General features: G+C 38.0%; 25 protein-coding genes and 1 pseudogene. 7 read left to right on the plus strand and 19 right to left on the minus strand.

The window, feature by feature from the left end; translation table 11 throughout:
• Nucleotides 1-463: 463 nt before the first annotated feature.
• The 3 genes from QOL71_RS12255 to QOL71_RS12265 are packed head-to-tail and all read left to right on the plus strand — an operon-like array spanning nucleotide 464 to nucleotide 1,609.
• On the plus strand, nucleotides 464-892 hold the full coding sequence (locus tag QOL71_RS12255) for a transposase (protein WP_283417198.1): 429 nt from the start codon (nucleotides 464-466) through the stop codon (nucleotides 890-892).
• Nucleotides 868-1,203, plus strand: a complete 336-nt coding sequence (locus QOL71_RS12260; RefSeq protein ID WP_283417199.1) for a helix-turn-helix domain-containing protein — start codon at nucleotides 868-870, stop codon at nucleotides 1,201-1,203. The genes QOL71_RS12255 and QOL71_RS12260 overlap by 25 nt, the downstream gene beginning before the upstream one ends.
• A gap of 37 nt (nucleotides 1,204-1,240) precedes the next feature.
• A complete protein-coding gene (locus tag QOL71_RS12265; RefSeq protein ID WP_283417200.1) occupies nucleotides 1,241-1,609 on the plus strand; it encodes a helix-turn-helix domain-containing protein in 369 nt (122 codons plus the stop codon).
• 34 nt (nucleotides 1,610-1,643) lie between these two features.
• Here QOL71_RS12265 and QOL71_RS12270 read toward each other — a convergent pair whose 3' ends face one another.
• The 5 genes and pseudogenes from QOL71_RS12270 to QOL71_RS17725 form a co-directional block, all read right to left on the minus strand.
• On the minus strand, nucleotides 1,644-2,006 hold the full coding sequence (locus tag QOL71_RS12270; RefSeq protein WP_283417201.1) for a cupin domain-containing protein: 363 nt from the start codon (nucleotides 2,004-2,006) through the stop codon (nucleotides 1,644-1,646).
• Entirely contained in the window at nucleotides 2,003-2,533 is a 531-nt protein-coding gene (locus QOL71_RS12275) for a GNAT family N-acetyltransferase (RefSeq protein WP_283417202.1), read from the minus strand. Before QOL71_RS12275 ends, QOL71_RS12270 begins: the two co-directional genes overlap by 4 nt.
• Nucleotides 2,534-2,561: 28 nt before the next feature.
• Nucleotides 2,562-2,933 carry a nuclear transport factor 2 family protein gene (locus tag QOL71_RS12280; protein ID WP_283417203.1) on the minus strand — a complete coding sequence of 124 codons (372 nt, stop codon included), beginning with the start codon at nucleotides 2,931-2,933 and terminating at the stop codon, nucleotides 2,562-2,564.
• Between the two features lie 103 nt (nucleotides 2,934-3,036).
• On the minus strand, nucleotides 3,037-3,828 hold the full coding sequence (locus tag QOL71_RS12285; protein ID WP_379954197.1) for a methylated-DNA--[protein]-cysteine S-methyltransferase: 792 nt from the start codon (nucleotides 3,826-3,828) through the stop codon (nucleotides 3,037-3,039).
• Between the two features lie 54 nt (nucleotides 3,829-3,882).
• Nucleotides 3,883-4,080: pseudogene (locus QOL71_RS17725) on the minus strand (Ada metal-binding domain-containing protein); the annotation flags it as partial.
• A 132-nt stretch (nucleotides 4,081-4,212) separates the two neighbouring features.
• Here QOL71_RS17725 and QOL71_RS12295 point away from each other — a divergent pair.
• Nucleotides 4,213-5,802: a class I SAM-dependent methyltransferase gene (locus QOL71_RS12295; protein ID WP_283417204.1), complete on the plus strand. Its 1,590-nt coding sequence runs from the start codon at nucleotides 4,213-4,215 to the stop codon at nucleotides 5,800-5,802.
• Nucleotide 5,803: 1 nt separating this feature from the next.
• On the opposite strand, the gene QOL71_RS12300 is transcribed toward QOL71_RS12295, so the two are convergent.
• From QOL71_RS12300 to QOL71_RS12310, 3 genes are read right to left on the minus strand one after another with little or no spacing between them, the layout of a single operon-like run.
• Nucleotides 5,804-6,355 (minus strand): DinB family protein, encoded by a 552-nt coding sequence (locus tag QOL71_RS12300; protein WP_283417205.1) that lies wholly within the window; start codon nucleotides 6,353-6,355, stop codon nucleotides 5,804-5,806.
• Between the two features lie 55 nt (nucleotides 6,356-6,410).
• Nucleotides 6,411-6,926 (minus strand): Crp/Fnr family transcriptional regulator, encoded by a 516-nt coding sequence (locus QOL71_RS12305; RefSeq protein WP_283417206.1) that lies wholly within the window; start codon nucleotides 6,924-6,926, stop codon nucleotides 6,411-6,413.
• Between the two features lie 59 nt (nucleotides 6,927-6,985).
• Entirely contained in the window at nucleotides 6,986-7,288 is a 303-nt protein-coding gene (locus QOL71_RS12310) for a hypothetical protein (RefSeq protein WP_283417207.1), read from the minus strand.
• A gap of 76 nt (nucleotides 7,289-7,364) precedes the next feature.
• On the opposite strand from QOL71_RS12310, the gene QOL71_RS12315 reads away from it, so the two are divergent.
• Nucleotides 7,365-7,607 (plus strand): hypothetical protein, encoded by a 243-nt coding sequence (locus QOL71_RS12315; RefSeq protein ID WP_283417208.1) that lies wholly within the window; start codon nucleotides 7,365-7,367, stop codon nucleotides 7,605-7,607.
• A gap of 50 nt (nucleotides 7,608-7,657) precedes the next feature.
• On the opposite strand, the gene carB is transcribed toward QOL71_RS12315, so the two are convergent.
• The 3 genes from carB to QOL71_RS12330 all read right to left on the minus strand — a co-directional run bounded on the left by carB (nucleotide 7,658) and on the right by QOL71_RS12330 (nucleotide 13,331).
• Nucleotides 7,658-10,837, minus strand: a complete 3,180-nt coding sequence (carB, locus tag QOL71_RS12320; protein WP_283417209.1) for a carbamoyl-phosphate synthase large subunit — start codon at nucleotides 10,835-10,837, stop codon at nucleotides 7,658-7,660.
• Between the two features lie 405 nt (nucleotides 10,838-11,242).
• On the minus strand, nucleotides 11,243-12,316 hold the full coding sequence (locus QOL71_RS12325) for a carbamoyl phosphate synthase small subunit (RefSeq protein WP_283417210.1): 1,074 nt from the start codon (nucleotides 12,314-12,316) through the stop codon (nucleotides 11,243-11,245).
• Between the two features lie 112 nt (nucleotides 12,317-12,428).
• The gene (locus tag QOL71_RS12330; protein ID WP_283417211.1) at nucleotides 12,429-13,331 is read right to left on the minus strand and encodes an aspartate carbamoyltransferase catalytic subunit; all 903 of its coding nucleotides are present in this window, start codon (nucleotides 13,329-13,331) and stop codon (nucleotides 12,429-12,431) included.
• Between the two features lie 253 nt (nucleotides 13,332-13,584).
• Between QOL71_RS12330 and QOL71_RS12335 the strand changes: the two genes are divergently transcribed.
• Nucleotides 13,585-14,046, plus strand: coding sequence for an Lrp/AsnC family transcriptional regulator (locus tag QOL71_RS12335; RefSeq protein WP_346772099.1), 462 nt, complete (start codon nucleotides 13,585-13,587; stop codon nucleotides 14,044-14,046).
• Between the two features lie 49 nt (nucleotides 14,047-14,095).
• On the opposite strand, the gene argH is transcribed toward QOL71_RS12335, so the two are convergent.
• From argH to QOL71_RS12375, 8 genes are all read right to left on the minus strand, one after another.
• On the minus strand, nucleotides 14,096-15,400 hold the full coding sequence (gene argH / locus QOL71_RS12340; RefSeq protein ID WP_283417212.1) for an argininosuccinate lyase: 1,305 nt from the start codon (nucleotides 15,398-15,400) through the stop codon (nucleotides 14,096-14,098).
• A gap of 91 nt (nucleotides 15,401-15,491) precedes the next feature.
• Nucleotides 15,492-16,574 (minus strand): M20 family metallo-hydrolase, encoded by a 1,083-nt coding sequence (locus tag QOL71_RS12345; protein WP_283417213.1) that lies wholly within the window; start codon nucleotides 16,572-16,574, stop codon nucleotides 15,492-15,494.
• Complete coding sequence (argB, locus tag QOL71_RS12350; protein ID WP_346772100.1) at nucleotides 16,549-17,340, minus strand: acetylglutamate kinase; 792 nt, start codon at nucleotides 17,338-17,340, stop codon at nucleotides 16,549-16,551. The genes QOL71_RS12345 and argB overlap by 26 nt, the downstream gene beginning before the upstream one ends.
• Nucleotides 17,341-17,438: 98 nt before the next feature.
• The gene (locus tag QOL71_RS12355) at nucleotides 17,439-18,392 is read right to left on the minus strand and encodes a Rossmann-fold NAD(P)-binding domain-containing protein (protein ID WP_283417214.1); all 954 of its coding nucleotides are present in this window, start codon (nucleotides 18,390-18,392) and stop codon (nucleotides 17,439-17,441) included.
• A 122-nt stretch (nucleotides 18,393-18,514) separates the two neighbouring features.
• A complete protein-coding gene (locus QOL71_RS12360) occupies nucleotides 18,515-19,684 on the minus strand; it encodes an aspartate aminotransferase family protein (RefSeq protein ID WP_283417215.1) in 1,170 nt (389 codons plus the stop codon).
• 231 nt (nucleotides 19,685-19,915) lie between these two features.
• Complete coding sequence (gene argC, locus QOL71_RS12365; RefSeq protein WP_283417216.1) at nucleotides 19,916-20,881, minus strand: N-acetyl-gamma-glutamyl-phosphate reductase; 966 nt, start codon at nucleotides 20,879-20,881, stop codon at nucleotides 19,916-19,918.
• Nucleotides 20,882-21,114: 233 nt separating this feature from the next.
• Complete coding sequence (locus QOL71_RS12370; protein WP_283417217.1) at nucleotides 21,115-22,308, minus strand: argininosuccinate synthase; 1,194 nt, start codon at nucleotides 22,306-22,308, stop codon at nucleotides 21,115-21,117.
• On the minus strand, nucleotides 22,301-22,879 hold the full coding sequence (locus tag QOL71_RS12375) for a GNAT family N-acetyltransferase (protein WP_283417218.1): 579 nt from the start codon (nucleotides 22,877-22,879) through the stop codon (nucleotides 22,301-22,303). The genes QOL71_RS12370 and QOL71_RS12375 overlap by 8 nt, the downstream gene beginning before the upstream one ends.
• Before the next feature lie 165 nt (nucleotides 22,880-23,044).
• Here QOL71_RS12375 and acs point away from each other — a divergent pair, with 165 nt between their 5' ends.
• The gene (gene acs / locus QOL71_RS12380) at nucleotides 23,045-24,991 is read left to right on the plus strand and encodes an acetate--CoA ligase (protein WP_283417411.1); all 1,947 of its coding nucleotides are present in this window, start codon (nucleotides 23,045-23,047) and stop codon (nucleotides 24,989-24,991) included.
• The last annotated feature ends 355 nt before the right edge of the window (nucleotides 24,992-25,346 follow it).

A 25,346-nucleotide genomic window follows, 5' to 3' on the forward strand; every position in this document is an offset into this window, starting at 1 on the left:
AATATCATCAACCCTGCACCTGGAATGATGGCCTATGACACCACAAAAAAACAGCTTGCAGTCTATAACGGAACTGTATGGAGCTTCTGGAAGCCATAGAAGGGATTGTCACCCTGAGTGAAGCCGAAGAAGAAGCGCCTATCATAAACAAGAGATGTTTCGACGACGCTGCGCTCTGCTCAACATGACAAGGCAATGTCATCCTGAGTACAAATGAGGAGCAAGCACAGCTTGTAACGAAGTTTGCGAACGTAGTTCCGTAGCGGAATCGAAGGATCTCTAACAAGAAAAACGAACAAGCAAAACGTAAATATTTCAACTTCACTGCGTTTCGCTCAACATGACAAGGCAATGTCATTCCGAGCTTGTCGAAGGATCTCCAATGATAGTATTGACAAGTTTGATATTATTATTGTACCGATGCTACAAATGAAGACCATAAACTAATACATTCAAAATATATATGAATTTTAAAGACATCCACATCGGCCAGATGATAAAAACCAGGGTCGAGGAAAACAATACCGATATTGAACGGATATGCAATTTTTTAAGTTGCACAGATAAGGACGTGCACAATATGTATGAACAGCAGGATCTCTCCACAGACATCCTGCTGAAATGGAGCAAGCTGCTGGAATATGATTTTTTCAGATTATATTCTCAGCACCTCATGTTGTATGCCCCTACTTCTGCGGCTGAGAAAAAGAAAGAACAGCAACAGGGTAAGGCAAAACTACCAAGGTTCCGGAAGAACATCTATACCAAAGAAGTAATCGACTTCATACTACAAAGGATCAATTCTAAAGAAATGACCAAAAACGAGGTGATAGAACGTTACAAAATTCCCAAAACGACACTCTACAAATGGATCATAAAGCACGAAGAATAAAAAAAGCAGTACCGGATTTCAAATTGATCTATTCGGATATACTTGATAAGCAATATCCTGAAAAGATAGCGGAGTGCGAGCGGCTACTCGCTAAAAAGCATCTTTCCGTGATAGATATCCTGGAACTGAACAGAAGGATCTTCGGAGAATCTCAAAAGCCCAGTCAAAAATACCGTTCTTACAACAAGTCAGACATTCTCCATATTCTTGACTACCAGAAAAAAAATAATCTTAATAATATCCAGCTGGCCAGGCATTTCGGTCTTAGCCGCAACTCAGTAGCCAGATGGAAAAAGATGTTTATAGTATAACTACAAATCTATTGAATTCTAAAAAAACACAATATGAATGGAAGAACAAAAGAAAAGCAGGAGTAAAGAAATCTCCGAGAAGTATATAGCATTTCTGGACAGGCATATAGACGATGTTATCTCTGCAAGAACAACTGATCTTATGGAGCTCAACAAGATTGCTTCCGAGATTGCAATTTCTCATAAGCACCTTATAGATATTATCCAACGTGAATTTGGAAACCATCCCGGTTATTTCTACGATTTCAAAATCATAGAAAAGACAAAAGAAATACTACTGAAAGCAGATATATCCATTGCTGCAATTGCAAGAACCTTCACCTATGACCCGTCTAACTTTTCAAAGTTTTTCAAAAGCAGGACAGGCCAGACCCCGGGTAATTTCCGTAAGCAGTATAAAGATTAATCTATAATCCTTACCGTAGAGTAATGGTGATAATTCAATCCATTTCCCTGTTCACCAGATCCATCGAAAAGGCAGGAAGACATATAGCAATATATTCGCAAGGATCATAAAACGGATTAGAATAACGGACTCTGGCTCCTTTTTCTATCATAATGCTTTGTCCTTTTTCCAGAATGACAGAATCACCATCAATCTCAAAATGCTTTTTCCCGGATATTATCAACGTAAACTCATCAAATTCCGGTGTCTGATGCGGTTCGCTCCAGTTGGGCGGTGCCACCATATGAGCAATAGAGATCTCTGAATTTCTGGTTGAATTACCCCAATGCTCCTCGATTAACTTTCCGTCGGTTGTGGGAACAATAAAAGGACTGGCTTGGATTCTGTACTTTTTCATATCTGATAATCTTCTTTAGTAATTTCAAAAACGACATTCAGCTTTTCCGGTTCGCCATAATAGGCAACATTAACCTCATCTACTCTATTCGCTCCTAATTTTTCCATGGCTTTTTGAGAGCGGATATTATCTTTACCAACATGGAATTTGACCTTATCTACGAACTGGAAGATGTAATCCAGCATTAGCCTTTTGACCTGAGGATTTAGTTTGGAACCCCAGAATTTTGTCGCATAAAAAGTATAGCCTATGAATATGGAATTGTCTTCAGAATTGTAATCGTAGAACCTTGTACTGCCGGCAATCTCTCCGGTATTTTTCTCAATGATTTTGAAAGCGCCCCGGCTTTCCATCGCGCCTTGAAAGAAATTTTGAAATACCTCTCTTTTATACCGGTCCTTGTTGGGATGTTGTTCCCAAATCTTCGGATCAGAAGCAACAGCAAACAATGGTCCAAAATCATCCTTTTCTAAAGGAACTAATCTTACAAAGTCGTTCTCTAAAGTTGGTTGGATAGAAAATCTCATTCCTGTTTTTTTTCAAAAATAAAAAATATCAGCCATGATAGACTCTTGAACATATAATTTTCCCATCTTTAATTTCCAGAACCTCTCCTACTTTCATATCTTCCTCGCCCATCACTTTCCTGGTATATTCCATAAAAACCTGTTCAGAATCCGCAGTCAGCTTATTGACTTCATACTGCAAAGTCGGAAGCCTTTCAAAGCAATCTTTCCACCAGATCCTCAATGCATTTTTACCTTTTATCAAACCTTTTGTGTCGGGTTCTCTGATTTTAAGTTTCGGACTATAATGCTGTGCAGATTCATCATACAGACTAAGCAAATCATCTAAATTCTGCTCGTTGAATGCCTTGAACCAAAGGTTGGCTATATTTTTTAATTCTTCTGCTTCTATAATTTTCATTTTAAGGTCTTGCTGATTTAGCAAATTAAGCTGATTTTAATCAATCTGCAAAATCAGTTTAATCTGCGAGACATTATTGTCAGGCTGAGATTCTCGAAGCCTTCTAAAACAGTATCGCTTTTTCCAACTCCAACAGCTTTTGCTTTCGCCAGATTCCACCACCATAACCGGTTAGGGTTCCATTAGTCCCAATCACTCTATGACAAGGGATAATAATCGAAATTTTATTAAGTCCGTTAGCGTTGGCTACTGCTCTCACAGCTTTTGGATTGCCCAGAATATCGGCTTGTTGCTGGTAACTTCTGGTAGTCCCGTAAGGAATAGTTCTGAGGATTTCCCAAACTTTTTTCTGAAAATCGGTACCAACCGGTGCCAACGGGACTGTAAAATCTAATCTTTTTCCTTCGAAATATTCTTCTAATTCTGTTTCCAAAGTTTTGAAGTGAGGATTCTCGCCCTGTATGATATTCGCTTTGAAATATTTCGAAATATCTTCAAACTCTTTTGATAAGGATTTTCTGTCGGAGAATTCCAGCATACAGATTCCGTTTTCGTTGGCGCAGGCAATCATTGTTCCAAGAGGTGTTTCAATTCTTTTGAGGTCAACAATTTTTTCCATTTTCGAATTTTTAGGAGAAGTTCCGATAATTGATCTGAAGCTTTCATTGAACCCGCTTAAGCTTTCATAACCGTTTTCCAAAGCTACATCCAGAACAGTCTCGCCTTGCTGTAGTTTCTTGAAAGCCGAATTGATTTTGAATGATCTTTGGAAAGCGTGAAAAGTCATCCCGTGATGCTTTAGAAACCAGCGTTTCACTGTCGCTGGCTGTAAGCCACGCTCAACCAAATCAACGTCTTTGAATTTCAAACTTGGATTTGCAGATAATTCATCCATTAATTTTTGAATTTCAATTGGCGTTTCGTCAGGATTTTCCAGCGGTTTGCAGACTTTACAAGGTCTGTAACCTTTCAAAATAGCATCTCTTGCACTGTTAAAAAACTCGACATTTTCAGGCTTTGGCTTTCTTGCAGTACAAGTCGGCCGGCAGAAAATCCCTGTCGTTTTCACACCCATCCAAAAAACCCCTTCGAATTCGGGATCCTTTTCAAACGATGCCTGATACATTATTTCGCTACTCAATTCCATAATTGATTGTCTTGAATGATACAAATGTAGATGTTCCGTAACCAATCAACAACCGAAAAATGAACAAGTATTTTTTCTTTGTCAATATTAAAGGAAAATTTTTATCTTCCAAAACAGAAAATCAACAGTTTTATGGACAAGAGAAAACTTCGTGAATCTATTTTCAGACATTTGGACGGTATTGTTACAGCGCCAGTGATTTCAGCTTTGTCAAAGAAAAATGTTTTGGATTTTATTTTAACTAATGACAATCTGGAACTTTCCGAAATCGATAAAAAATTTGAGGTTAACGAAGGCTATCTGAATGTGGCCTTACGTGTTTTAGCTTCTCAGGGGTTTTTGAACTATCAGCTTGATAATCAATCTGACATTATTAAAATCTCAAAGAATTCTAAAACCGAACAAGCTTTTTCTTATCAGAATATCTATGTTGATTTAGCCAATTTCCTGGCAGATGACGATGTCATTAATTCAAAAGAATTGACTGAAGATCTATGCAAAAAATGGATTCAGATTTTTGAGAAATACAAATCTTTTCTGAATGAGATTGATGACGAATCTTCTCTGAATTACCAAATTCAAAAACATATCGAAGGTGCATTAATAGGGCCAATTATCATTAAACTGGGGATGAGCGGAATGTTCCACAAGTACTTTATGGAGGCCAGTTTCAGCGCAGAAGAATTCCATAAGAACCCGGAATATTTTGGAAAAATCCTTGATTATCTTTCTGAACTTGGTTGGTTTTCCAAGAAAGGGAAAAACTTCCAGTTCACCGAAACCGGATTATTTTTCGCAAGACGCGCAACGGCTTATGGCGTAACGGTTTCTTATCTTCCGATGTTTTCAAAACTGAATCAATTGATTTTCGGGAAAGCTTCAGAAATCAGAGAAATCGAAGACGGGGAAGATGAGATCCATGTGAACCGTGAAATGAATGTCTGGGGAAGCGGTGGCGCACATCTGACCTATTTCAAAGTGATTGATGAGTTTATCATCGAGATTTTCAATCGTCCTTTGGAAGAACAACCGAAAGGAATCCTTGATATGGGCTGCGGAAACGGAACGCTTTTGCAACATCTTTATGAGATCATCGAAAGACAGACTCTGCGAGGAAAACACCTGGAAGAATATCCTTTGTTTCTGGTTGGTGCAGATTATAACCAGGCTGCGCTGAAAGTGACAAGAGCCAATCTGATCAAGAATGACATCTGGGCAAAAGTGATTTGGGGCGACATTGGAAATCCGAAACAGCTGGCGGAAGATTTACATTCAGATTATAATATTGGATTAGGAGATTTGTTAAACATCAGGACATTCCTTGACCACAACAGGATTTGGGAAGACGTATTGGAAACTAATAGCAATAGAATCAGCACATCAACCGGCGCTTTTGTGTTCCGTGGAAAACGATTATCCAACAAAGATGTGGAGGAAAATCTTCTGAATCATCTCAAAAAATGGACACCTTATGTAGAAAAATTCGGACTGTTGTTAATTGAACTGCATACGCTTTCACCGGAAATCACTTCCAAAAACCTGGGATTGACAGCTGCAACAGCTTATGACGCCACACACGGATTTTCTGATCAGTACATTGTAGAAGTCGATGTATTTCACAGGATTTGTAAAGAATCAGGACTAGAACCGGACACCAATCTTTTCAAAAAATTCCCGGATTCTGAATTGGCCACAGTGAGTATTAATCTTTTGAAAAGGTAATTTAAATATTTTTCACAACACTCTCGGCTTGTCTGACATGTCTCAAATTGTGGTAAATAACGAATCGAAAAGTATCGCCTAATTTCAGCTTTATCAACTTTGAAATGCTGATTGAAGTTTTGGTTTTTTCCAAATCAATGGTTTTTGCTTTTTCCAGCAATTCGAGCATTTTATTTTGCTGATTGATAAATTCTTCAATAACCGATTTGTCCAATTTCTTATGAATCGGATTGGCCATTTTCATAGTTTTCATCTTATTGAGCTTTTCTTTCGGAAGCATCATATTAGCAAAATAATTACCCAAAATTCCACTTTTGAAATCTGGCTTTTTTGCGGAAAAGCGACTTTCATTGATTCGGTTTTCGATTTCAGGAAGATAGAATTGACCGTAAAAATTAAGATGTTCCAAACATTCCAAAACACTCCAGCTATTTTCCGATGTTCTGAAATTCAGTGTTTCATTACTTTGATTCTGCAGTGATTTGGCAAATTCGATATTATTTTCAGTAATGATTTTAAGTTCGTTAAGTAATTGAATAATTGGAATTGTCATCGTCAAAATTTTTCACAAAAGTCTAAAACTTCATTGATAAAAAGATTGATTGAAGTCAAGATTTTTTCAATCTCGACAAGGTTTCCGGCGACATCCTGAGATAATTAGCAATGTATTTATTAGGGATTTTTTGAAACAATTTCGGACTTCGTTTCAGAACTCTTTCGTATCGAATTTTAGGCGAACTGTACAGCAAATCTTTTTCACGCTCAATCTGTTGTAAAACCAAATCTTCCAGAATCGAATTCCATAATTTCAGATTCTCATTGCTGGAATTGATAAGTTCATAAAAATCTTTTTTAGAAGCTATTTTGACAGTTGAAGCTTTAATCGCCTGGATATAAAACTCCGAAGGTTTACCTGACAAAAAAGAATCCAGCGAAACAATAATATTGCCTTGATAACCAAACCTGATAATCCGTTCCTCATTTTCATCTTCGATAAAAATCCGGATACTTCCCTCTTCTACAAAATACACATTTGTATCAATCGTTCCGGAAGTTTTGAGAAATTCATTTCGTTTTAATTTTCTTGTTTCCCAATCTAAATTCCCAAGTAAAATCTGAATCATAGCTATTCATAAAAAATAAACCTCATAAAAATATGAGGTTTTATTATAATGTTCAAGATTTATTTTACGCTTTTGACTCTAATCATTCCTTTGTTCTCGTGATACATCATACACATAATTTTGCCGTCTCTTTCCGGGCATTTATCCGTATTATCATAGACCAAAGATACTTTCTCGCCATCCTTTTTAGATTCCAGAATTTCGGCATTACAAACCAGATAATCTTCATTCTCAGCAACTCTCAAATATGTTCCTGTACAGTCTCTTACAATGGTTCCTGTATTCAATCTGTCATGAACAGTAGCGCAGGAAAACAATAGTGTTGAGAAAATCCCTAGAGATAAAATGTGTGATACTTTCATAGATTTTTATTTGGATTAAAAGTACAATTTTAAATTATCATATTATAATGATTTTCTAACTTTGATAAAAATATCAATGATGGACATTTCTGATCAAACTCTATATCAGGAAATTACAGACAAATTAAAAACTGTTCCAAAAGAAGTTCTTGAAAGGATTTCTGCATATTTATCTGAAATTGACGAAAACAAAGATAATCTCAATTTCAAACTTTCCGAAGAACAAAAAGAAAGTCTTTCCAAAATAAAAGAACGACCTTATTCCGAACATACAGAAGTTAATATTTTCCTCAACGAAATGAGTGAAAAATATCCATAAAAAAGCGAAAGAATAAATCTTTCGCTTTTTACTTTTATCTGAATTTGAATTTACATCGCTTCCATCTTAAACGTCATACTTTCAATCACTTTCAGAATTGCTTCCACCGTGTCCATTGACGTCAGACAAGGAACGCCGTTTTCTACGGACATTCTTCGGATTTGGAAACCGTCTCTTTCAGACTGTTTGCCTTTCGTCATCGTATTAACAACGTATTGTACTTTTCCTTTCTGAATCAAATCGATCAAGTTCACATCTTCTTCCCCAATTTTATAACCGATTTTCGTCTGAATTCCTTTTTCTTCAAAGAATTTCGCCGTTCCTTCCGTTGCCCAGATTCGAAAACCAGCGTTGTTGAAACGTTTTGCCAATTCAGAAGCTTCTTCTTTGTCCGCATCAGCCACTGTGAAGAGAATCGCTCCGAAAGTCGGAACTTTTCTTCCAGCGCCGATTAAGCCTTTGTACAAAGCTTTTTCCAACGTCAAATCTTTCCCCATTACTTCTCCGGTCGATTTCATTTCCGGTCCTAGAGAGATATCTACTTTCGTTAACTTACTGAAAGAAAAAACCGGAACTTTCACATAAACGCCTTCCTTGTTAGGAACCAATCCGGATTTGTATCCTAAATCTTTCAGTGACGATCCGAGAATGGCTTTGGTTGCCAGATTTGCCATCGGAACATCCGTGATTTTCGATAAGAAAGGAACGGTTCTGGACGAACGTGGATTCACTTCGATGACGAAAACTTCGCCGTTGGAAATCACGTACTGGATATTCATTAATCCAATGACATTCAGACCTTTTGCTAATCTTATCGTATAATCTTCTAATGTTTTGATTTGAGTTTCCGTCAAAGTCTGAGGCGGATAAACTGCAATCGAATCTCCGGAGTGAACACCTGCCCTTTCGATATGTTCCATAATTCCCGGAATCACTACTGTTTCGCCGTCAGAAATCGCATCCACTTCCACTTCTTTTCCGGTCAGGTAACGGTCAATCAGAACAGGATGTTCCGGACTGGCATCCACCGCATTTTCCATATAATGAGCGAGTTCTTTCTCGTTGTAAACGATTTCCATAGCACGGCCTCCCAAAACATAACTCGGACGAACCAAAACAGGATATCCGATTTCGTTGGCAATCACAATTGCTTCTTCTTTTGAAGTCGAAGTTTTTCCAAGCGGTTGCGGAATTCCTAAATCCTGAAGTGCTTTTTCAAATTTATCTCTGTTCTCTGCTCTGTCCAAATCTTCAAGAGAAGTTCCCAAAATCTGAACGCCGTGAGCAGCCAATTTATCTGCCAGATTAATCGCTGTCTGTCCTCCAAACTGAACCACAACGCCTTTTGGTTTTTCAAGTTCGATGATGTTCATCACATCTTCTTCCGCCAAAGGTTCGAAGTATAATTTATCAGAAATAGAGAAGTCTGTGGAAACGGTTTCCGGATTGGAGTTGATGATAATCGCTTCGTAACCCATCTGCTGAATCGCCCAAACCGAATGTACCGTTGCATAGTCAAACTCAACTCCTTGACCAATTCTGATTGGACCAGAACCCAAAACGATGATTTTTTCTTTTTCAGAAACTACGCTTTCGTTTTCTTCTTCATAAGTTCCGTAGAAATATGGTGTTTCGGATTCAAATTCAGCGGCGCAAGTGTCCACCATTTTGTAAACTGGCATTATTCCGTTATCTTTTCTGAACTGGAACACTTCTTTCTGAGTGGTTTCCCAAAGATGAGCAATATTCAAATCGGCGAAACCTAATTTTTTAGCCTCAAGAAGAATTTCTTTGTTGAATTTATTTTCTTTGATTGTTGTTTCGAAGTCAATCAGTTTTTTGATTTTCCAGATGAAGAATTTATCGATTTTGCTCCATTCCACAATCTGTTCCCAATCGTAACCTCTTCGTAAGGCATCACCGATGATGAACAATCTTTCGTCATCACAAACCCGGATTCTTCTTTCGATTTCCTCATCGGTCAAAGCATCCGCTTGTTTTTTCTTAAGTCCAAGATGTCTCAATCCTGTTTCCAAAGAACGAATGGCTTTTTGCAATGATTCTTCGAAGTTTCTTCCGATTGCCATTACTTCACCAGTGGCTTTCATTTGTGTTGACAATCTTCTGTCCGCGGTTTCGAATTTATCGAAAGGAAATCTTGGGAATTTAGTCACCACATAATCCAAAGCTGGTTCGAAACAAGCGTAAGAAGTTCCTGTTACCGGATTTTTGATTTCGTCCAATGTCAGACCAACTGCAATTTTCGCCGCGATTTTTGCAATAGGGTAACCGGTTGCTTTACTCGCCAGAGCTGATGAACGCGACACTCTAGGATTAACTTCGATGATATAATAATTAAAAGAATGTGGGTCTAATGCCAACTGAACGTTGCATCCACCTTCGATTCCTAAAGCTCTGATGATTTTCAGAGAAGCGTTTCTCAACAACTGATATTCTCTGTCAGAAAGCGTCTGCGAAGGCGCCACCACAATAGAATCTCCTGTGTGAACACCAACCGGGTCGATGTTTTCCATATTACAAACCACGATGGCGTTGTCGTTAGAATCTCGCATTACTTCGTATTCGATTTCCTTGAATCCTGCAATTGACCGTTCAATCAGACATTGTGTTACGGGCGAATGTTTCAATCCTAATTCAGCAATTTCTTTTAATTCTGCTTCAGTAGAAGCAATTCCGCCACCAGTTCCTCCCATTGTAAAAGCAGGACGAACAATCACAGGATAACCGATTCTGTCTGCAAAATCCAAAGCACCTTGAACTGTGGTTACGATGTCAGATTCGGGAACCGGTTCGTTTAGTTCTCGCATCAGTTCACGGAACAAATCTCTGTCTTCCGCCTGATTGATTGCTGAAAGCTTCGTTCCTAAAACTTCCACTTTACATTCTTCAAGAATTCCGGATTTCTGTAATTCAACCGCCATATTCAGTCCGGTTTGTCCTCCCAAAGTCGGAAGAAGCGCATCCGGACGTTCTTTGCGAATGATTCTGGAAACGAATTCCAAAGAAATCGGTTCAATATAAACTTTGTCGGCAATCTCTACATCTGTCATAATCGTCGCAGGATTGGAATTGATCAAAATCACTTTGTAGCCTTCTTCCTTCAAAGAAAGGCAAGCCTGTGTTCCCGAATAATCAAATTCCGCAGCCTGACCAATAATGATTGGACCTGAGCCGATTACTAAAATGGTTTGTATATCTTTTCTTTTCATTTTTACTTTTTTTGTCCGAAATCCGATGACAGAAGTCGGAAGATTTTTTATTTTTTCTTGATTTTGACAGCTCTACAATTGAAACTATATGCTTAGCTCTTCTGATTGTTACTCAACTATTCTGATTATCTACTCAACTCTTCTGACTATCTACTTAAGTCTTCTGATTGTATACTTAACTCTTCTGACTATCTACTTAAGTCTTCTGACTGTCTACTTAAGTCTTCTGATTGTCTACTTAACTCTTCTGATTGTCTACTTAACTCTTCTGACTGTATACTCAAATCTTCTAATTGTCTATTTAACTCTTCTGACTGTCTACTATACTCTTGTAACTGTCTACTTTGCTTTTGTCACTGCCTACTTAAGACTTATTAGCTTATAGCAGCAAAGTTTTAATTAAATTTATTTCTTAAAATCCTCCATCAAAGTGATGAAATCATCAAAAAGATAATTCGCGTCTTCCGGGCCTGGACTTGCTTCCGGATGGTATTGAACTGAGAAACAAGGATGAATTTTGTGTTTCAAACCTTCATTGGTTCGGTCATTCAAAGCGATATGGGTTTCTTCCAAATCTGTATTTTTCAAAGATTCCTGGTCAATCGCGTAACCATGATTTTGCGAAGTGATTGCAACTTTGTTTTTCTCTAAATCCAAAACAGGATGATTTCCACCTCTATGTCCGAATTTCAGTTTGTAAGTTTTTGCTCCACAAGCCAGACCAATCAATTGATGGCCTAAACAAATCCCAAAAATCGGAACTTTTCCCAACAATTTCTGAATCATTACCAAAGCCTCCGCATTATCTTCCGGGTCGCCGGGACCGTTGGAAAGCATTATGCCGTCCGGATTCATCAGAAGAATTTCCTCGGCAGTTGTATCGTGGGACATTACGATGATATCGCAGTTTCTTTGAGACAATTCGCGGATGATTCCCAATTTGGACCCAAAATCTACCAAGACAACTTTCAATCCTCTTCCCGGACTGGCGTAAGGCGTTTTTGTTGAAACTTGCTCTACTTGATTGGTCGGAAAATTAGTCGCCTTTAGTTCTTCGATTACAGCTTTTTCGTCTGCATCTGCATTGACGATTTTGCCTTTTTCAACGCCTTTGTTTCTAAGGATTCTTGTCAATCTTCTGGTGTCGATTCCGGAGATTCCTGATAGATTTTTCTTTTGGAACAATTCGTCCAAAGTGATTTGAGTTCTGAAATTAGATGGCAAATCGCATAATTCTTTCACAATCAAACCTTTGATTGCCGGTTCGATGCTTTCGTAATCATCACGGTTGATGCCGTAATTTCCAATCAAAGGATAAGTCATACAAACGATTTGTCCGCAATAACTTGGGTCGGAAATCAGTTCCTGATAACCCGTCATTCCCGTGTTAAAAACCACTTCTCCAGCAGTGTCTTGCTCTGCCCCGAATCCCGTTCCATGAAAAACTTCGCCGGATTCTAATATTAATTTCTTTTTCATTTTTAAATTTTATCAAACGTCAGACTCTTCGACAAGCTCAGAGTGACAGTTTAAATACTTACTTTTAGATTTTTACTCAAAAAAAACACGCCCGAAAGCGTGAATCAATATTTTAATTTTTGGAGTCGATGAATTTGAATCCTTTGTTTTCCAAATCAAATTTAAGGATTGCCATTCTCGCAAAAACGCCGTTCTGCATTTGCTTGAAGATTCTCGACCTTTCACATTCAACTAATTCTGAATCGATTTCCACCCCTCTGTTGATCGGCGCCGGATGCATAATGATGGATGTCGGTTTCATTTTCGCTTCTCTTTCTTTTGTCAATCCGAATTTCTTCAGATAATCTTCCGATTTGAAATTGAAGTTTCTCTCATGACGCTCGTGCTGGATTCTCAACAGAATCAAAACATCCACTTCTTTTACCAGGTCATCGAACTGCATGTAAGTTCCGTTGACCAGCATTCCTTCATCAAACCAGAATTCTGGCCCTGAAAAATAAACTTTCGCACCCAATCTTCTGAACAGTCCAGCATCAGAATTCGCAACTCGGCTGTGCTTCACATCGCCTACAATTCCGATTTTAAGACCTTCGATTTTTCCAAATTCCTGAATGATTGTCAGCGCATCCAAAACCGCCTGTGAAGGATGACTTCCTACACCGTCGCCAGCATTTATAATACTTAGCTTAGCATCTTTCAACGCATCATAATAACGTTTTTCTGAGTGTCTGATAACTGCAACTTCCACACCAATGGCCTCCAATGTTTTGATCGTATCCAACATTGTTTCCCCCTTTGCGATAGAGCTTTTGTCTGTTTCGAAATCTATGACCTGAAGTCCCAGTTTTTTCTGAGCCACTTCAAAGCTTGTTTTAGTTCTCGTACTATTCTCAAAAAAGAGATTCGCTGCGAAAACATCGCCTTTAATCTTACTTATTTTACCCTCAGCAAACTGCTGCGCTTCTTGTAATATTTTCTCTATACTTTCTGTAGAGACGCGTGAAAGCTTAATCATATCTCAAATTTTTAAATAAAAAAAACGAAGCCTAAAAGACTTCGTTAAATATAAAAAATATTGTTGTTGTCGGCAAACTTGCCAATTGTTTCTATTGCTAAATTCTGTACCAGATTCATTGGGTGCAAAGATACCAATATTTTTAATATTATGAAATCTTCTTCATAATTTTTTATGTTAAATGAATGAACTTCTGCTCTAAAATTTTTACAATCAAAAATTTTCTCTATTTTTGAAAGAATGATTTGCCATTATGAGTTTGGATAAAAAAGACAAATTAATCCTTCAGCTCCTTCAAGAGGATTCTACACTATCTGTAAAAGAAATTTCCGAAAAAATCGGATTGACTTTCACGCCGACTTACGAACGTATCAAAAACCTTGAAAAGCAAGGTGTTGTAGAAAAATACGTTGCGATTCTCAACCGGGAAAAACTTGGCATCAACATCGTGGTCTATTGTAATATCCGTCTGAAAGAACAATCTCAAAAAACACTGAAAGAGTTTGAAGATTATATTTCCAAATACGATGAAGTACAGGAAATCATCAGTCTTTCCGGCGAATATGATTATATGTTGAAGATTCTTGCAAACGACATCAATTCTTATAATACTTTCACGGTTAACGTCATTTCAAACGGACCTCATATTGGACAATATCACAGTTCTATTGTTCTAGCCGAAGTTAAAAAAACGACTAAGTTTAAGTTGGATTGATTTAATGGTTAATGGTTAATTATGAAAATTAATCATTAACAATTGATAATTATCCTAGCAGTTTATCTCTCACTTTATTGAATTGATATTCTATTTCGTCGAGGCAAAGATTTCCTAAACTGCCTTGATGTGTGTGATTCAGTTCTTTGTAACCGTACTCAAAAACGTTATTTTCAATTTCTTGTCCGATTTGGATGTACGCATCTCGGAATGATTTTCCGTTTTTCACTCCTTCGTTGATTTTTTCTACGCTGAAAATATATCTGTACTTTTCATCGTCCAGAATATTGTCTTTCACTTCTATATTCGGAAGTGTGTAAATCAAGATTTCGAGGCATTCTTTCAAAGAGTCAATCGCAGGGAAAAGGATTTCTTTTGTCAATTGCAAATCTCTGTGATAACCTGACGGCAGATTATTTGTCAGCAAAATCAATTCATTTGGTAAAGACTGAATTCTGTTGCATCTTGCTCTTACTAATTCAAAAATATCCGGATTTTTTTTGTGCGGCATAATGCTGCTTCCCGTCGTGAATTCCTTTGGAAAACTAATAAAATTGAAATTCTGACTCAAATAAAGACAAACATCGTAAGAAAATTTACTTAAAGTTCCTGCCAAAACCGACAATGAATTAGCCAATAATTTTTCCGACTTTCCTCGAGTCATTTGTGCATAAACTACATTATAATTCAGTGTTCTGAAATCTAATTTATAAGTTGTGCTTTCTCTGTCAATCGGGAAAGATGAACCGTAACCGGCAGCCGAACCCAATGGATTTTTATTAATGATACTCTTCGTTGCAAACAGCAATTCCAAATCGTCCACCAGAGATTCTGCATACGCACCAAACCACAATCCGAAAGATGATGGCATCGCAACCTGCAAATGTGTGTACCCGGGCAACAAAACATCCTTGTGCTGATTCGCTTTGTCTTTCAGTATTTGAAAGAATGAATCCGTCAGTTCTGTGATTTCACGGATTTCGTCTAAAAGATATAATTTGATGTCTGTCAAAACCTGGTCATTTCTTGACCTTGCGGTGTGGATTTTCTTTCCTGTTTCGCCAAGCTTTTCGATGAGAATCGATTCGATTTGTGAATGGATATCTTCTGCCGATTTATCAATTTCGAAGCTTCCTTTTTCGATGTCGATAAGAACTTCTTCCAAAACTGCAACAATCGCCTGCTCTTCATCCAAACGAATCAAACCAACTTCTGCCAGCATTTTGGCGTGGGCAATAGAACCCAACACATCGTATTTTGCTAATCTGTCGTCAAAATCCAGGTCTTTCCCGACTGTGAATTGGTTGACCAAATCATTGGTTTTTGTATTGTCTTTTTGCCAGATTTTTTTCATTTTAAATAATTTTAGAAACTAGATTTTTAGAGATTAGAAGTTAGATTCCAATTTGGGTTTCTAATTTCTAAAATCTCAATTCTAACCTCTGTTAAAGAATTTTCTCTAATATTTTGATGTAAATATCAATGCCTTCGCGGATTTCGTCGATATAAACAAACTCGTCCGCTGTATGAGAACGCAAACTGTCGCCAACGCCCAACTTGACCGACGTACACGGAATAATCGCTTGGTCGGAAGAAGTCGGCGAACCGTAAGTTGTCCTGCCCAACGCCAGTCCAGCCTGAACAAATGGATGATTGACATCGATTTTTGAAGAATTAAGACGGAATGACCTCGGCGTGAGTTTCGATTTCATCTGGGACTGGATGATTTCGAAAACTTCCCGGTTCGTATACTCGTCTGTCACACGCACGTCCAAAGTGAATTGACATTTTTCCGGAACTACGTTATGCTGAGTTCCCGCATTGATAACCGACAAAGTCACTTTCACTTCACCCAGATAATCCGAAACTTTTGGAAATTTGAAATCCAAAATATTTTGCAAATCCTTCATACACTTAACAATCGCATTGTCATTGTTAGGATGCGCAGCGTGAGAAGGTGTTCCGGTCATTTCACCATCAATCACCAATAAACCTTTTTCAGCGATAGCAAGATTCATTTTTGTGGGCTCGCCTACGATTGCTAATTCTACATTTGGGAGTTGTGGGAACAATGCTTCGATACCGTCCAGACCAGAGATTTCTTCCTCAGCTGTCAGAGCAATTACCAAATTATGAGTCAAATCTTCAGCCTCATAAAAATAAAGAAAAGTCTGCGCCATTGCCACCAAAGATGCACCTGCATCATTGCTTCCCAGACCAAATAATTTCCCGTCTTTTTCTACAGGAATAAACGGGTCCAAAGTGTAAGCTTTGTTCGGTTTTACCGTGTCGTGATGGGTGTTGAGAAGAATAGAAGGTTTGCCTGCATCAAAATGTTTATTGGTTGTCCAAATGTTATTTTTGAATCGGTTAACTGTCATCTGATGCTCATTGAAAAATCCTTCTATGATGAGCGAAACGTTATATTCGTCACGGCTCATAGATGGCGTTGCGATGATTTTTTTCAGCAATTTGACTGCATTTTCCGTTAATTCCTCTCTGCTAAAGACAGATTTCAGTTCCTTCATTTCGTAGTTTTATTTGGTCTGATAATTTTTCTTCTTTGATTAAAGCCACTTTCTGAACGCCATTTTCTTTGGCCTTGAAAGCATTCTCTAATTTTGGTAAAATCCCTTTGTGGAGCTTTCCTTGGGATTTTAATTCAGAAAATTCTTGTTTGTTGATTGTTTTCAAATTTGAATTGTCGTCCTCAATATTTTCCAAAACCCCATTTTTATCGAAACAGAACAGTAATTCTGTATCGAAATATTTTGATAAAGCCTGAGCGATAGTTCCGGCAATCGTGTCTGCATTGGTGTTGAACAGATTTCCTTTTTTATCGTGAGTGATTGCAGAAAACACCGGAACCAGACCCAGATTTATTATATTAATAATCAATTCGTGATTGATACTTTTTTCATCGATATCGCCAACAAATCCAAAATCGATTTCCGGATGCTGTCTTTTTTCGGCTTTGATAACGTTGCCGTCCGCTCCGGAAAATCCAATCGCATTGCAATCGAAACTTTGCAGTTTTGCCACGATGTTTTTGTTGATTCTGCCCGCATAGACCATTGTTACAACTTTCAGGGTTTTCTTATTTGTGATTCTTCGTCCGTCAATCATTGTCTGCCTGATTTTCAATTTTTCAGCTAAAGTTTCAGCTATCTTTCCACCGCCGTGAATCAGTATTTTAGCTTCTTTAATCTCTGAAAATTGCGCAAGAAAAGCTTTCAATGCTTTTTTGTCATCGATGAGAGTTCCGCCGATTTTTATGATGTATAGTTTTTGCATTATTTTTAACGCAAAGAGCGCAAAGGTTTTTATTAATTATTGAAAATATTTTAAGGTTCGCAAAGGCGCTTACGCTCAGCAAATATTTATTCTAATTTTTATTTTAATCCATCCAAAATTTCACTGAAAACTACCTGAGCAGAAAAGATTCTGTTTTTTGCCTGCTGATAGATGATTGAGTTTTCGCCATCCATTATTTCATCACTCAGCTCAAGATTTCTACGAACTGGCAGACAATGCATTACTTTCGCCTGATTGGTGAGTTTTAATTTTTCATTTGTCAGCATCCAGTTACCTTCAACTTTTGGCATATTCGCATAATCATCAAATGAAGACCAGTTTTTCACATACACGAAATCCGCATCTTTCAACGCTTCATCCTGATTATGAATCACTTTTGTACCTTTCGTGAAATTTTTATCCAAATCATAACCTTCCGGATTTGTGATTACGAAATCTACATCCATCTGCTGCATCCACTCGGTAAACGAATTTCCGACCGCCTGCGCAATCGGTTTGATGTGAGGCGCCCAGGTCAAAACGACTTTTGGTTTTCTATTTTCTGTCCAATTTTCGGTGATTGTGATGCAATCTGCCAAACTTTGTAGCGGATGTCGAGTTGCCGATTCCAAAGAAACAACCGGAACTTTGGCGTGTTTCAGGAACTGGCTCAGAATACTCTCGTTCACATCATCTTCTTTGTTTTTCATTCCTGCAAAACATCTCACAGCAATGATGTTGCAATATTGATTCAGAACCTCTATCGCATCTTTGATGTGTTCGACTGTGTCGCCGTTCATTACGGTTCCGTCAGCAAATTCGAGATTCCAAGCTTCCTGAGCAGCGTTGAGAACCAGGACATTCAGTCCCAAATTCTGAGCGGCGATTTGAGAACTTAATCTTGTTCTGAGACTGGAATTAAGAAAAACCAAACCAATTGTCTTTCCTTTTCCTTTGGTCGGATTTCCTAATGGATTTTCTTTTATTTTTAGAGCTTTTGCAATGGTATTTTGCAATTGAGCTATATCGTAAACGGAAGTGAAATTTTTCATCTTATTTTTTTTATCGCAAAGGCGCTAAATTATTTGTAATTCGACTTTTATAAGTCGCAAATGTTAATGCACGATTTTTGCGACTTTTCAACATTATAATTACTGATTCTTGCGCCTTTGCGTTATTTAAATTCTATAATTTCTTTTTTCGCATCAATAGATTTCAAGGTTTTTTCTAAAGCATTGATGAACAAATCGGATTCTTTTTCCGAAATATTGAGCGCCGGCAAAATCCGCAGAACATTCTTGTCATTGGCATTGCCCGTGAAAATAAAATGCTCAAACAGCAATGCTTTCCTGACATCTGCGCAAGCTTGGTCGAGCTCAATTCCAATCATCAGACCTCGCCTTTTAATGTTTTTGATGTGAGGAAAATATTTAATTTTTTCTTCGATGTAAGCGCCGATTTTTTCAGAATTTTCAATTAAATTTTCATTTTCAATCACTTCTAAAACGGCTAATCCAGCAACGCAAGCGAGATGATTTCCGCCAAACGTTGTTCCTAATAATCCGTAACTCGCTTCGAATTTTGGGCTAATCAAAACGCCACCCATCGGAAAGCCATTTCCCATTCCTTTGGCAACCGTAATCAAATCCGGTTTGATGTCAAATTCCTGATGCGCAAAGAATTTCCCGGAACGTCCGTAACCTGACTGAACCTCGTCCAAAATCAAAATCGAATTGTTTTCTTTGCATAATTTTTCAATCTTTAAAATGAAATCTTCTGTCAATAAATTGATTCCGCCAACACCCTGGATTCCTTCTACAATCACAGCAGAAATTTCGTTTTGATTTTCTGCAAAAATCTTCTCCAATTCTTCTGAATTATTGAATTCACATTTGATAAAATTCTCAGATTCGTTGACTGGCGCAACAATTTTTGGATTGTCTGTTACGGCAACTGCAGCGGAAGTTCGTCCGTGAAAAGCTTCTGAGAAATAAACCACTTTCTTTTTCCCGTTATGAAATGAAGCCAGCTTCAAAACGTTTTCATTCGCTTCCGCTCCGGAATTGCATAAGAACAACGAGTAATCTTCGTAACCTGACAATATTCCCAATTTCTCAGCCAGTTCTTCCTGAATCTTGTTCTCCACAGAATTGGAATAAAAACTGATTTTCTCCAATTGATTTTTCAACCTTTCAACATAATGCGGATGATTATGGCCAATAGAAATCACAGCGTGACCGCCGTAAAAATCGAGATATTGCTGTCCGTTTTCGTCCCAGAGAAAAGAACCTTGGGCTTTTACTGGATTGATGTTGAAAAGTGGATATACGTTGAATAAATTCATAATTTTTATAATTGATAATCGATAAATGATTATTGATTAATTTTTACTTTGAACACAAAGGTCACAAAAGATTTCCCTACTACTCAATGTTTTTAAGTTCACAAAGCCGCTTCGCTTAGATAAACTCAAAACATCAATTGATTATCTTTATTTACAAACGCTTCGACTACGCTCAGCGTGACAATTCTATACTAAACATTGTCAGTCTGAGGCTCTTGAAGACTATTAATTTTAAAATGCTAAAGATTTTAAATTCAAACCTAAATTTTGTTCCCAGCCATTGGCAATATTCATATTTTGGACAGCTTGTCCGGATGCACCTTTCAGAAGGTTGTCAATTGCGGAATGAACTGCTATTTTATTTCCTTGTTTTTCGATTTGTATAACGCAGAAATTGGTATTAACAACTTGTTTCATATCAATCGGTTTTTCTGAAACTTTCACAAAAGATGAATCCTTGTAAAAGTCTTTATATAAAGAGTAAATCTTCTCCAATTCCCAATCACATCCGATAATAGAGCTTGTGAAAATCCCTCTTGCAAAATCGCCGCGCCACGGAACAAAATTGAGTTCTACACCTTGATTATTCAGCAAATTGATTTGTTTTAAAATCTCGTCAACGTGTTGATGATTCAAGGTTTTGTAAGCCGAAATATTATCATTTCTCCAAGTGAAATGCGTTGTCGCCTGCAACGACTGTCCAGCTCCGGTTGAACCTGTAATACCTGTTGTGTAAACATCTTTCAACAGATTTTCTTTCGCTAAAGGCAATAATGCCAACTGAATCGCAGTTGCAAAACATCCAGGATTGGCAATACTTTTAGAACCTTGGATTTCGTTAAAAAAAATTTCCGGCAAACCGTAGATGAAATTTCTGTCTCTGAAATCGCCTTTTAATCGGAAATCATTTCCTAAATCAATAATCAAAGTTTCATCTGACACCGGATTTTCATTCAGCCAATTCTGACTTTCTTTGTGTGGAAGGCAAAGAAAAAGAATGTCGGTTTGTGAAATTTCATTCGTCAAAACCAAATCGCAAATTGAATCCAAATCCGGGTATAAATCCGAAATCTTCACGCCGGAATTGGAACGGCTGAACAAAAACTTTAATTCTATATTCGGATGAAAAGCCAGCAATCGAACAAGTTCGCTTCCTGTGTAACCGTTGGCTCCGATGATTCCGACTGATTTTTTCATTTTTATTTTTTAATATTTTTGAACGCAAAGAGCGCGAAGATTTTTTTATTTTCAAACTGCTTTTTAAGTCGCAAATTTTTTGAATCTTTTATTTTTTATCGCAGATTTTTCTGATTAAACAGATTTTCAATCATTGAATTGCTCGCAGCCCGACCTGAGTGGAGCTCTTTTTCTTTTTTTTGAGAAAAAGAAAAAAGCGGGAACGGAGGGCGGATTAAGCTGCCCAAATAATTCTAGTTCAGTTTATTGACCTGATGATAAATATTGAGCGAGTTGCTGAGGATTTTGGTAAATCCTTTCACATCTTCCCCACTCCAGGCGAGATTTTCTTCGCCGTAACTTCCAAATTTTGAAGACATCAAATCATTTTCAGACTCGATTCCGTTCAGAATGAAACGATACGGATGAAGCGTGATGAATACCTTTCCATTAACGGTTTTCTGAGAATCCTGCAAAAATGATTCGATATTTCTCATCACCGGGTCAAGGAAAAGTGCCTCGTGAAGCCAGTTTCCGTACCAATCCGACAACTGTGATTTTATCGTCTGCTGGTATTTTGACAATGTGTGTTTCTCCAATAAATGATGTGCTTTTATGATGATTGATGCAGCCGCAGCCTCGAAACCAACACGACCTTTGATGCCGACAATCGTATCTCCAACGTGGATATCGCGACCGATTCCGTAAGGTGAAGCCAATTCCTCAATCTTCTGAATCGCCAAAACCGGATGTGAATACGTCTTGCCATTGACAGAAATGAGTTCTCCGTTTTTGAATTCGATTTCCAGTTGAGAAGGTTCTGTTCTTTCGATTTGTGACGGAAACGCTTCTTCCGGAAGATGATGTCTTGAAGTCAAAGTTTCTTTTCCGCCAACGGAAGTTCCCCAAAGTCCTTTGTTAATGGAATATTTTGCTTTGTCAAAATCCATTTCGTAATTGTGATTTTTCAAAAATTGGATTTCATCTTCACGTGACAAACTCAAATCACGAATCGGTGTAATAATTTCTATTTTCGGACACATTACCTGGAACATCAAATCAAAACGAACCTGGTCATTTCCCGCTCCTGTGCTTCCGTGCGCAATGGCATCCGCCCCGATTTCCAAAGCAACTTCCGCAATGGTCTGCGCCTGAATCGTTCTTTCCGCACTCACAGACAACGGATATGTATTGTTTTTCAGAACGTTACCAAAAATTAAATATCTAACACAATCATTATAATATTTTTCCGAAGCATCAACAAACCTGTAAGAAGCCACGCCTAATTTTTCCGCTTTTTCTTTTAGCGAAACTTCATCTTCTTTATCAAAACCTCCTGTATTAATCGTGACTGCGTGAACTTCGTAAGCCAAAGTTTCACTCAGATATTTTGCGCAATAGGAAGTATCTAAACCTCCGCTGAATGCCAAAACTACTTTCTTACTCATTATTATTATTTATGGATTCAAAATTTTTCTTTTTCTCTTGGTTCAGATTTTCCGGAACGAAAAGCATTGCCGTACAAAGACAGTTTTTGCGTTCTTTCATCATCAGAATTTCGTAATTCACGCAGTTTTTGCAACCGTTCCAGAATTGTTCATCCTGCGTCAGTTCAGAATAGATGACGGGTTTGTAACCCAAATTGCTATTGATTTTCATCACCGCTAACCCAGTTGTTAATCCAAAAATTTTAGCATACGGATATTTTTCACGGGATAATTGGAAAATCCTTTCCTTAATCTGAGTTGCCAGACCGGCATTCCTGAATTGAGGTGCAACGATGAGTCCGGAATTAGCAACATATTCGCCGTTAGTCCAGGTTTCTATATAACAGAAGCCCACCCAGTTCCCATTTTCGTCGATTGCTATAATAGAATTGCCTTCTGAGATTTTTTTGCCCAGATAGTCGGAAGAACGCTTTGCAATACCAGTTCCGCGTTTTTTCGCGGAATCCTCCATTTCGTTTCTGATTTCTTCCACATAAACCAAATGTTTCTCTGAAGAAACTTCTAATTTCATTGATATTATCTAATTAAGGCGCAAAAATAAAAATAATTATCTTTATAATCAAAATAATAAAGATTATTTTATCTGTTAAATTTATATTAACAATAATATTATCTCAATAATGAATGATTTCCAGTTCATATTTGCTTAATTTTATGTAAATTGGCTTGAACATTAATACAATCGGAAAAACAATTAAATCTAGCCGGAAATAATATGAGAAATTATCACATCCAGAATCTGCAGGACTATTTCAAAGAATATAAAAAATCCATCAAAAACCCTAAGAAGTTTTGGGATAAGGTTGCAGATGAGAATTTTGTATGGTATCAGCGCTGGTCCAAAGTTGTAGATTACAATATGGAAGAAGCCAATATCAAATGGTTCAAAAACGCAAAACTTAATATCACCAAAAACTGCCTTGACAGACATCTTTCCGTACGCGGAGATAAAACCGCCATTATCTGGGAACCTAACGATCCTAAAGAAGAGGCACAGCACATCAGTTTCAATGAACTTTATGAAAGAGTAAACAAAACAGCCAATGTTCTGAGAGAAATGGGCATCCAGAAAGGCGACAGAGTCTGTATCTATCTTCCCATGATTCCGGAATTGGCAGTCACGATGCTAGCTTGCGCCAAATTGGGAGCAGTACACTCGATGATATTTGCAGGATTTTCTGCGTCTGCTGTAGCTTCCAGAGTGAATGACTGTGGTGCAAAAATGGTTATCACATCAGACGGAAGTTATAGAGGAAACAAAGTCCTTGACCTGAAAAGCATCGTGGATGAAGCATTAGAAAAGGCACCAACTGTAGAAAATGTTTTGGTCGTCAAAAGAACGCACAACGATGTGAAAATGAAAGATGGCAGAGATCACTGGATGTCGGAGTATTATGATAAATCATCATCGGATTTTGTGACGGTGATTATGGATGCGGAAGATCCGTTGTTCATTCTTTATACTTCCGGTTCTACAGGGAAACCAAAAGGAATGCTTCACACCTGTGCCGGTTATATGGTTTACACAGCTTACACGTTCAAGAACGTGTTCAATTATAAAGAAAATGACATCTATTGGTGTACAGCAGACATCGGTTGGATCACGGGCCACTCGTATATTCTTTATGGTCCGTTACTGAATGGCGCAACAACCGTTATTTTCGAAGGGGTGCCGACTTATCCTGATGCAGGAAGATTCTGGGAAGTGATTGAGAAACATAAAGTGACTCAGTTTTATACCGCTCCGACTGCTATTCGTTCTTTAGCAAAAGAAAGCGTGGAATGGGTTCAGAAACACAACCTGGATTCTCTGAAAGTCATCGGCTCTGTTGGTGAACCAATTAATGATGAGGCGTGGCATTGGTACAATGATAATGTCGGTCATAAGAAATGTCCGATTGTTGATACCTGGTGGCAAACCGAAACCGGCGGAATCCTTATCTCTCCTATCCCATTTGTCACACCTACCAAACCCACTTATGCGACTTTGCCTTTGCCAGGAATTCAGCCGGTGTTGATGGATGATAAGCGTAACGAAATCTCCGGCAACCAGGTAACAGGAAATCTTTGCATCCGTTTTCCCTGGCCGGGAATTGCAAGAACGATTTGGGGCGACCATCAGCGTTACAAGGAAACTTATTTCTCGGCATTTCCAGGTAAATATTTCACTGGTGACGGCGCACTGAGAGATGAAGTTGGCTATTACAGAATCACTGGGCGCGTGGATGATGTGGTCATTGTTTCCGGGCATAACCTTGGAACAGCACCTATTGAAGACAGCATTAACGAGCATCCTGCTGTTGCCGAATCAGCAATCGTGGGTTATCCGCACGATATCAAAGGGAATGCACTCTATGGTTTTGTAATCCTGAAAGAGTCGGGAGAAGAAAGAAACCGCGAGAACCTGGCGAAGGAAATAAACCAGCTGATCTCCGAACAGATCGGGCCGATTGCCAAGCTGGACAAGATTCAGTTTGTATCCGGGTTACCAAAGACCAGATCCGGCAAGATTATGCGCCGCATCCTGAGAAAGATTGCAGAAGGCGATTTCTCCAACTTCGGTGACACATCTACACTGCTGAATCCCGAGATTGTGGATGAAATTAAGAATGAAAAAATATGATTTAATTATTAATGATCATACTGAGACCGTTTACAATATTAATTGAAATGTATCAGTGTCAGGTTGAGGCTCTTGAACCCCTATTAAATTAATTAAATCCTTTAGACCTTAAATTACAACGCAAAGACCACCTGATTTTGGGTGGTCTTTGTCATTTTGCCATGTTTTTTCATTGGTTCGGAATAACAATTTGCAATCATACTAGATTAGCCGGCTTCATTGTAGTAAGAGAACAAAGTCTTATAAAAGATTCGAAAAGTTAAATTATGCCGATAGTGCGAATTTTCAACCTTACTAACAAAAGCAAATTTTTTTTTAGGAAATAATTCAGATAAGTTCTCCACCATTTTTACCA

The sequence above is a fragment of the Epilithonimonas pallida genome (assembly GCF_900182975.1).
Classification (GTDB): Bacteria; Bacteroidota; Bacteroidia; order Flavobacteriales; family Weeksellaceae; genus Epilithonimonas; species Epilithonimonas pallida.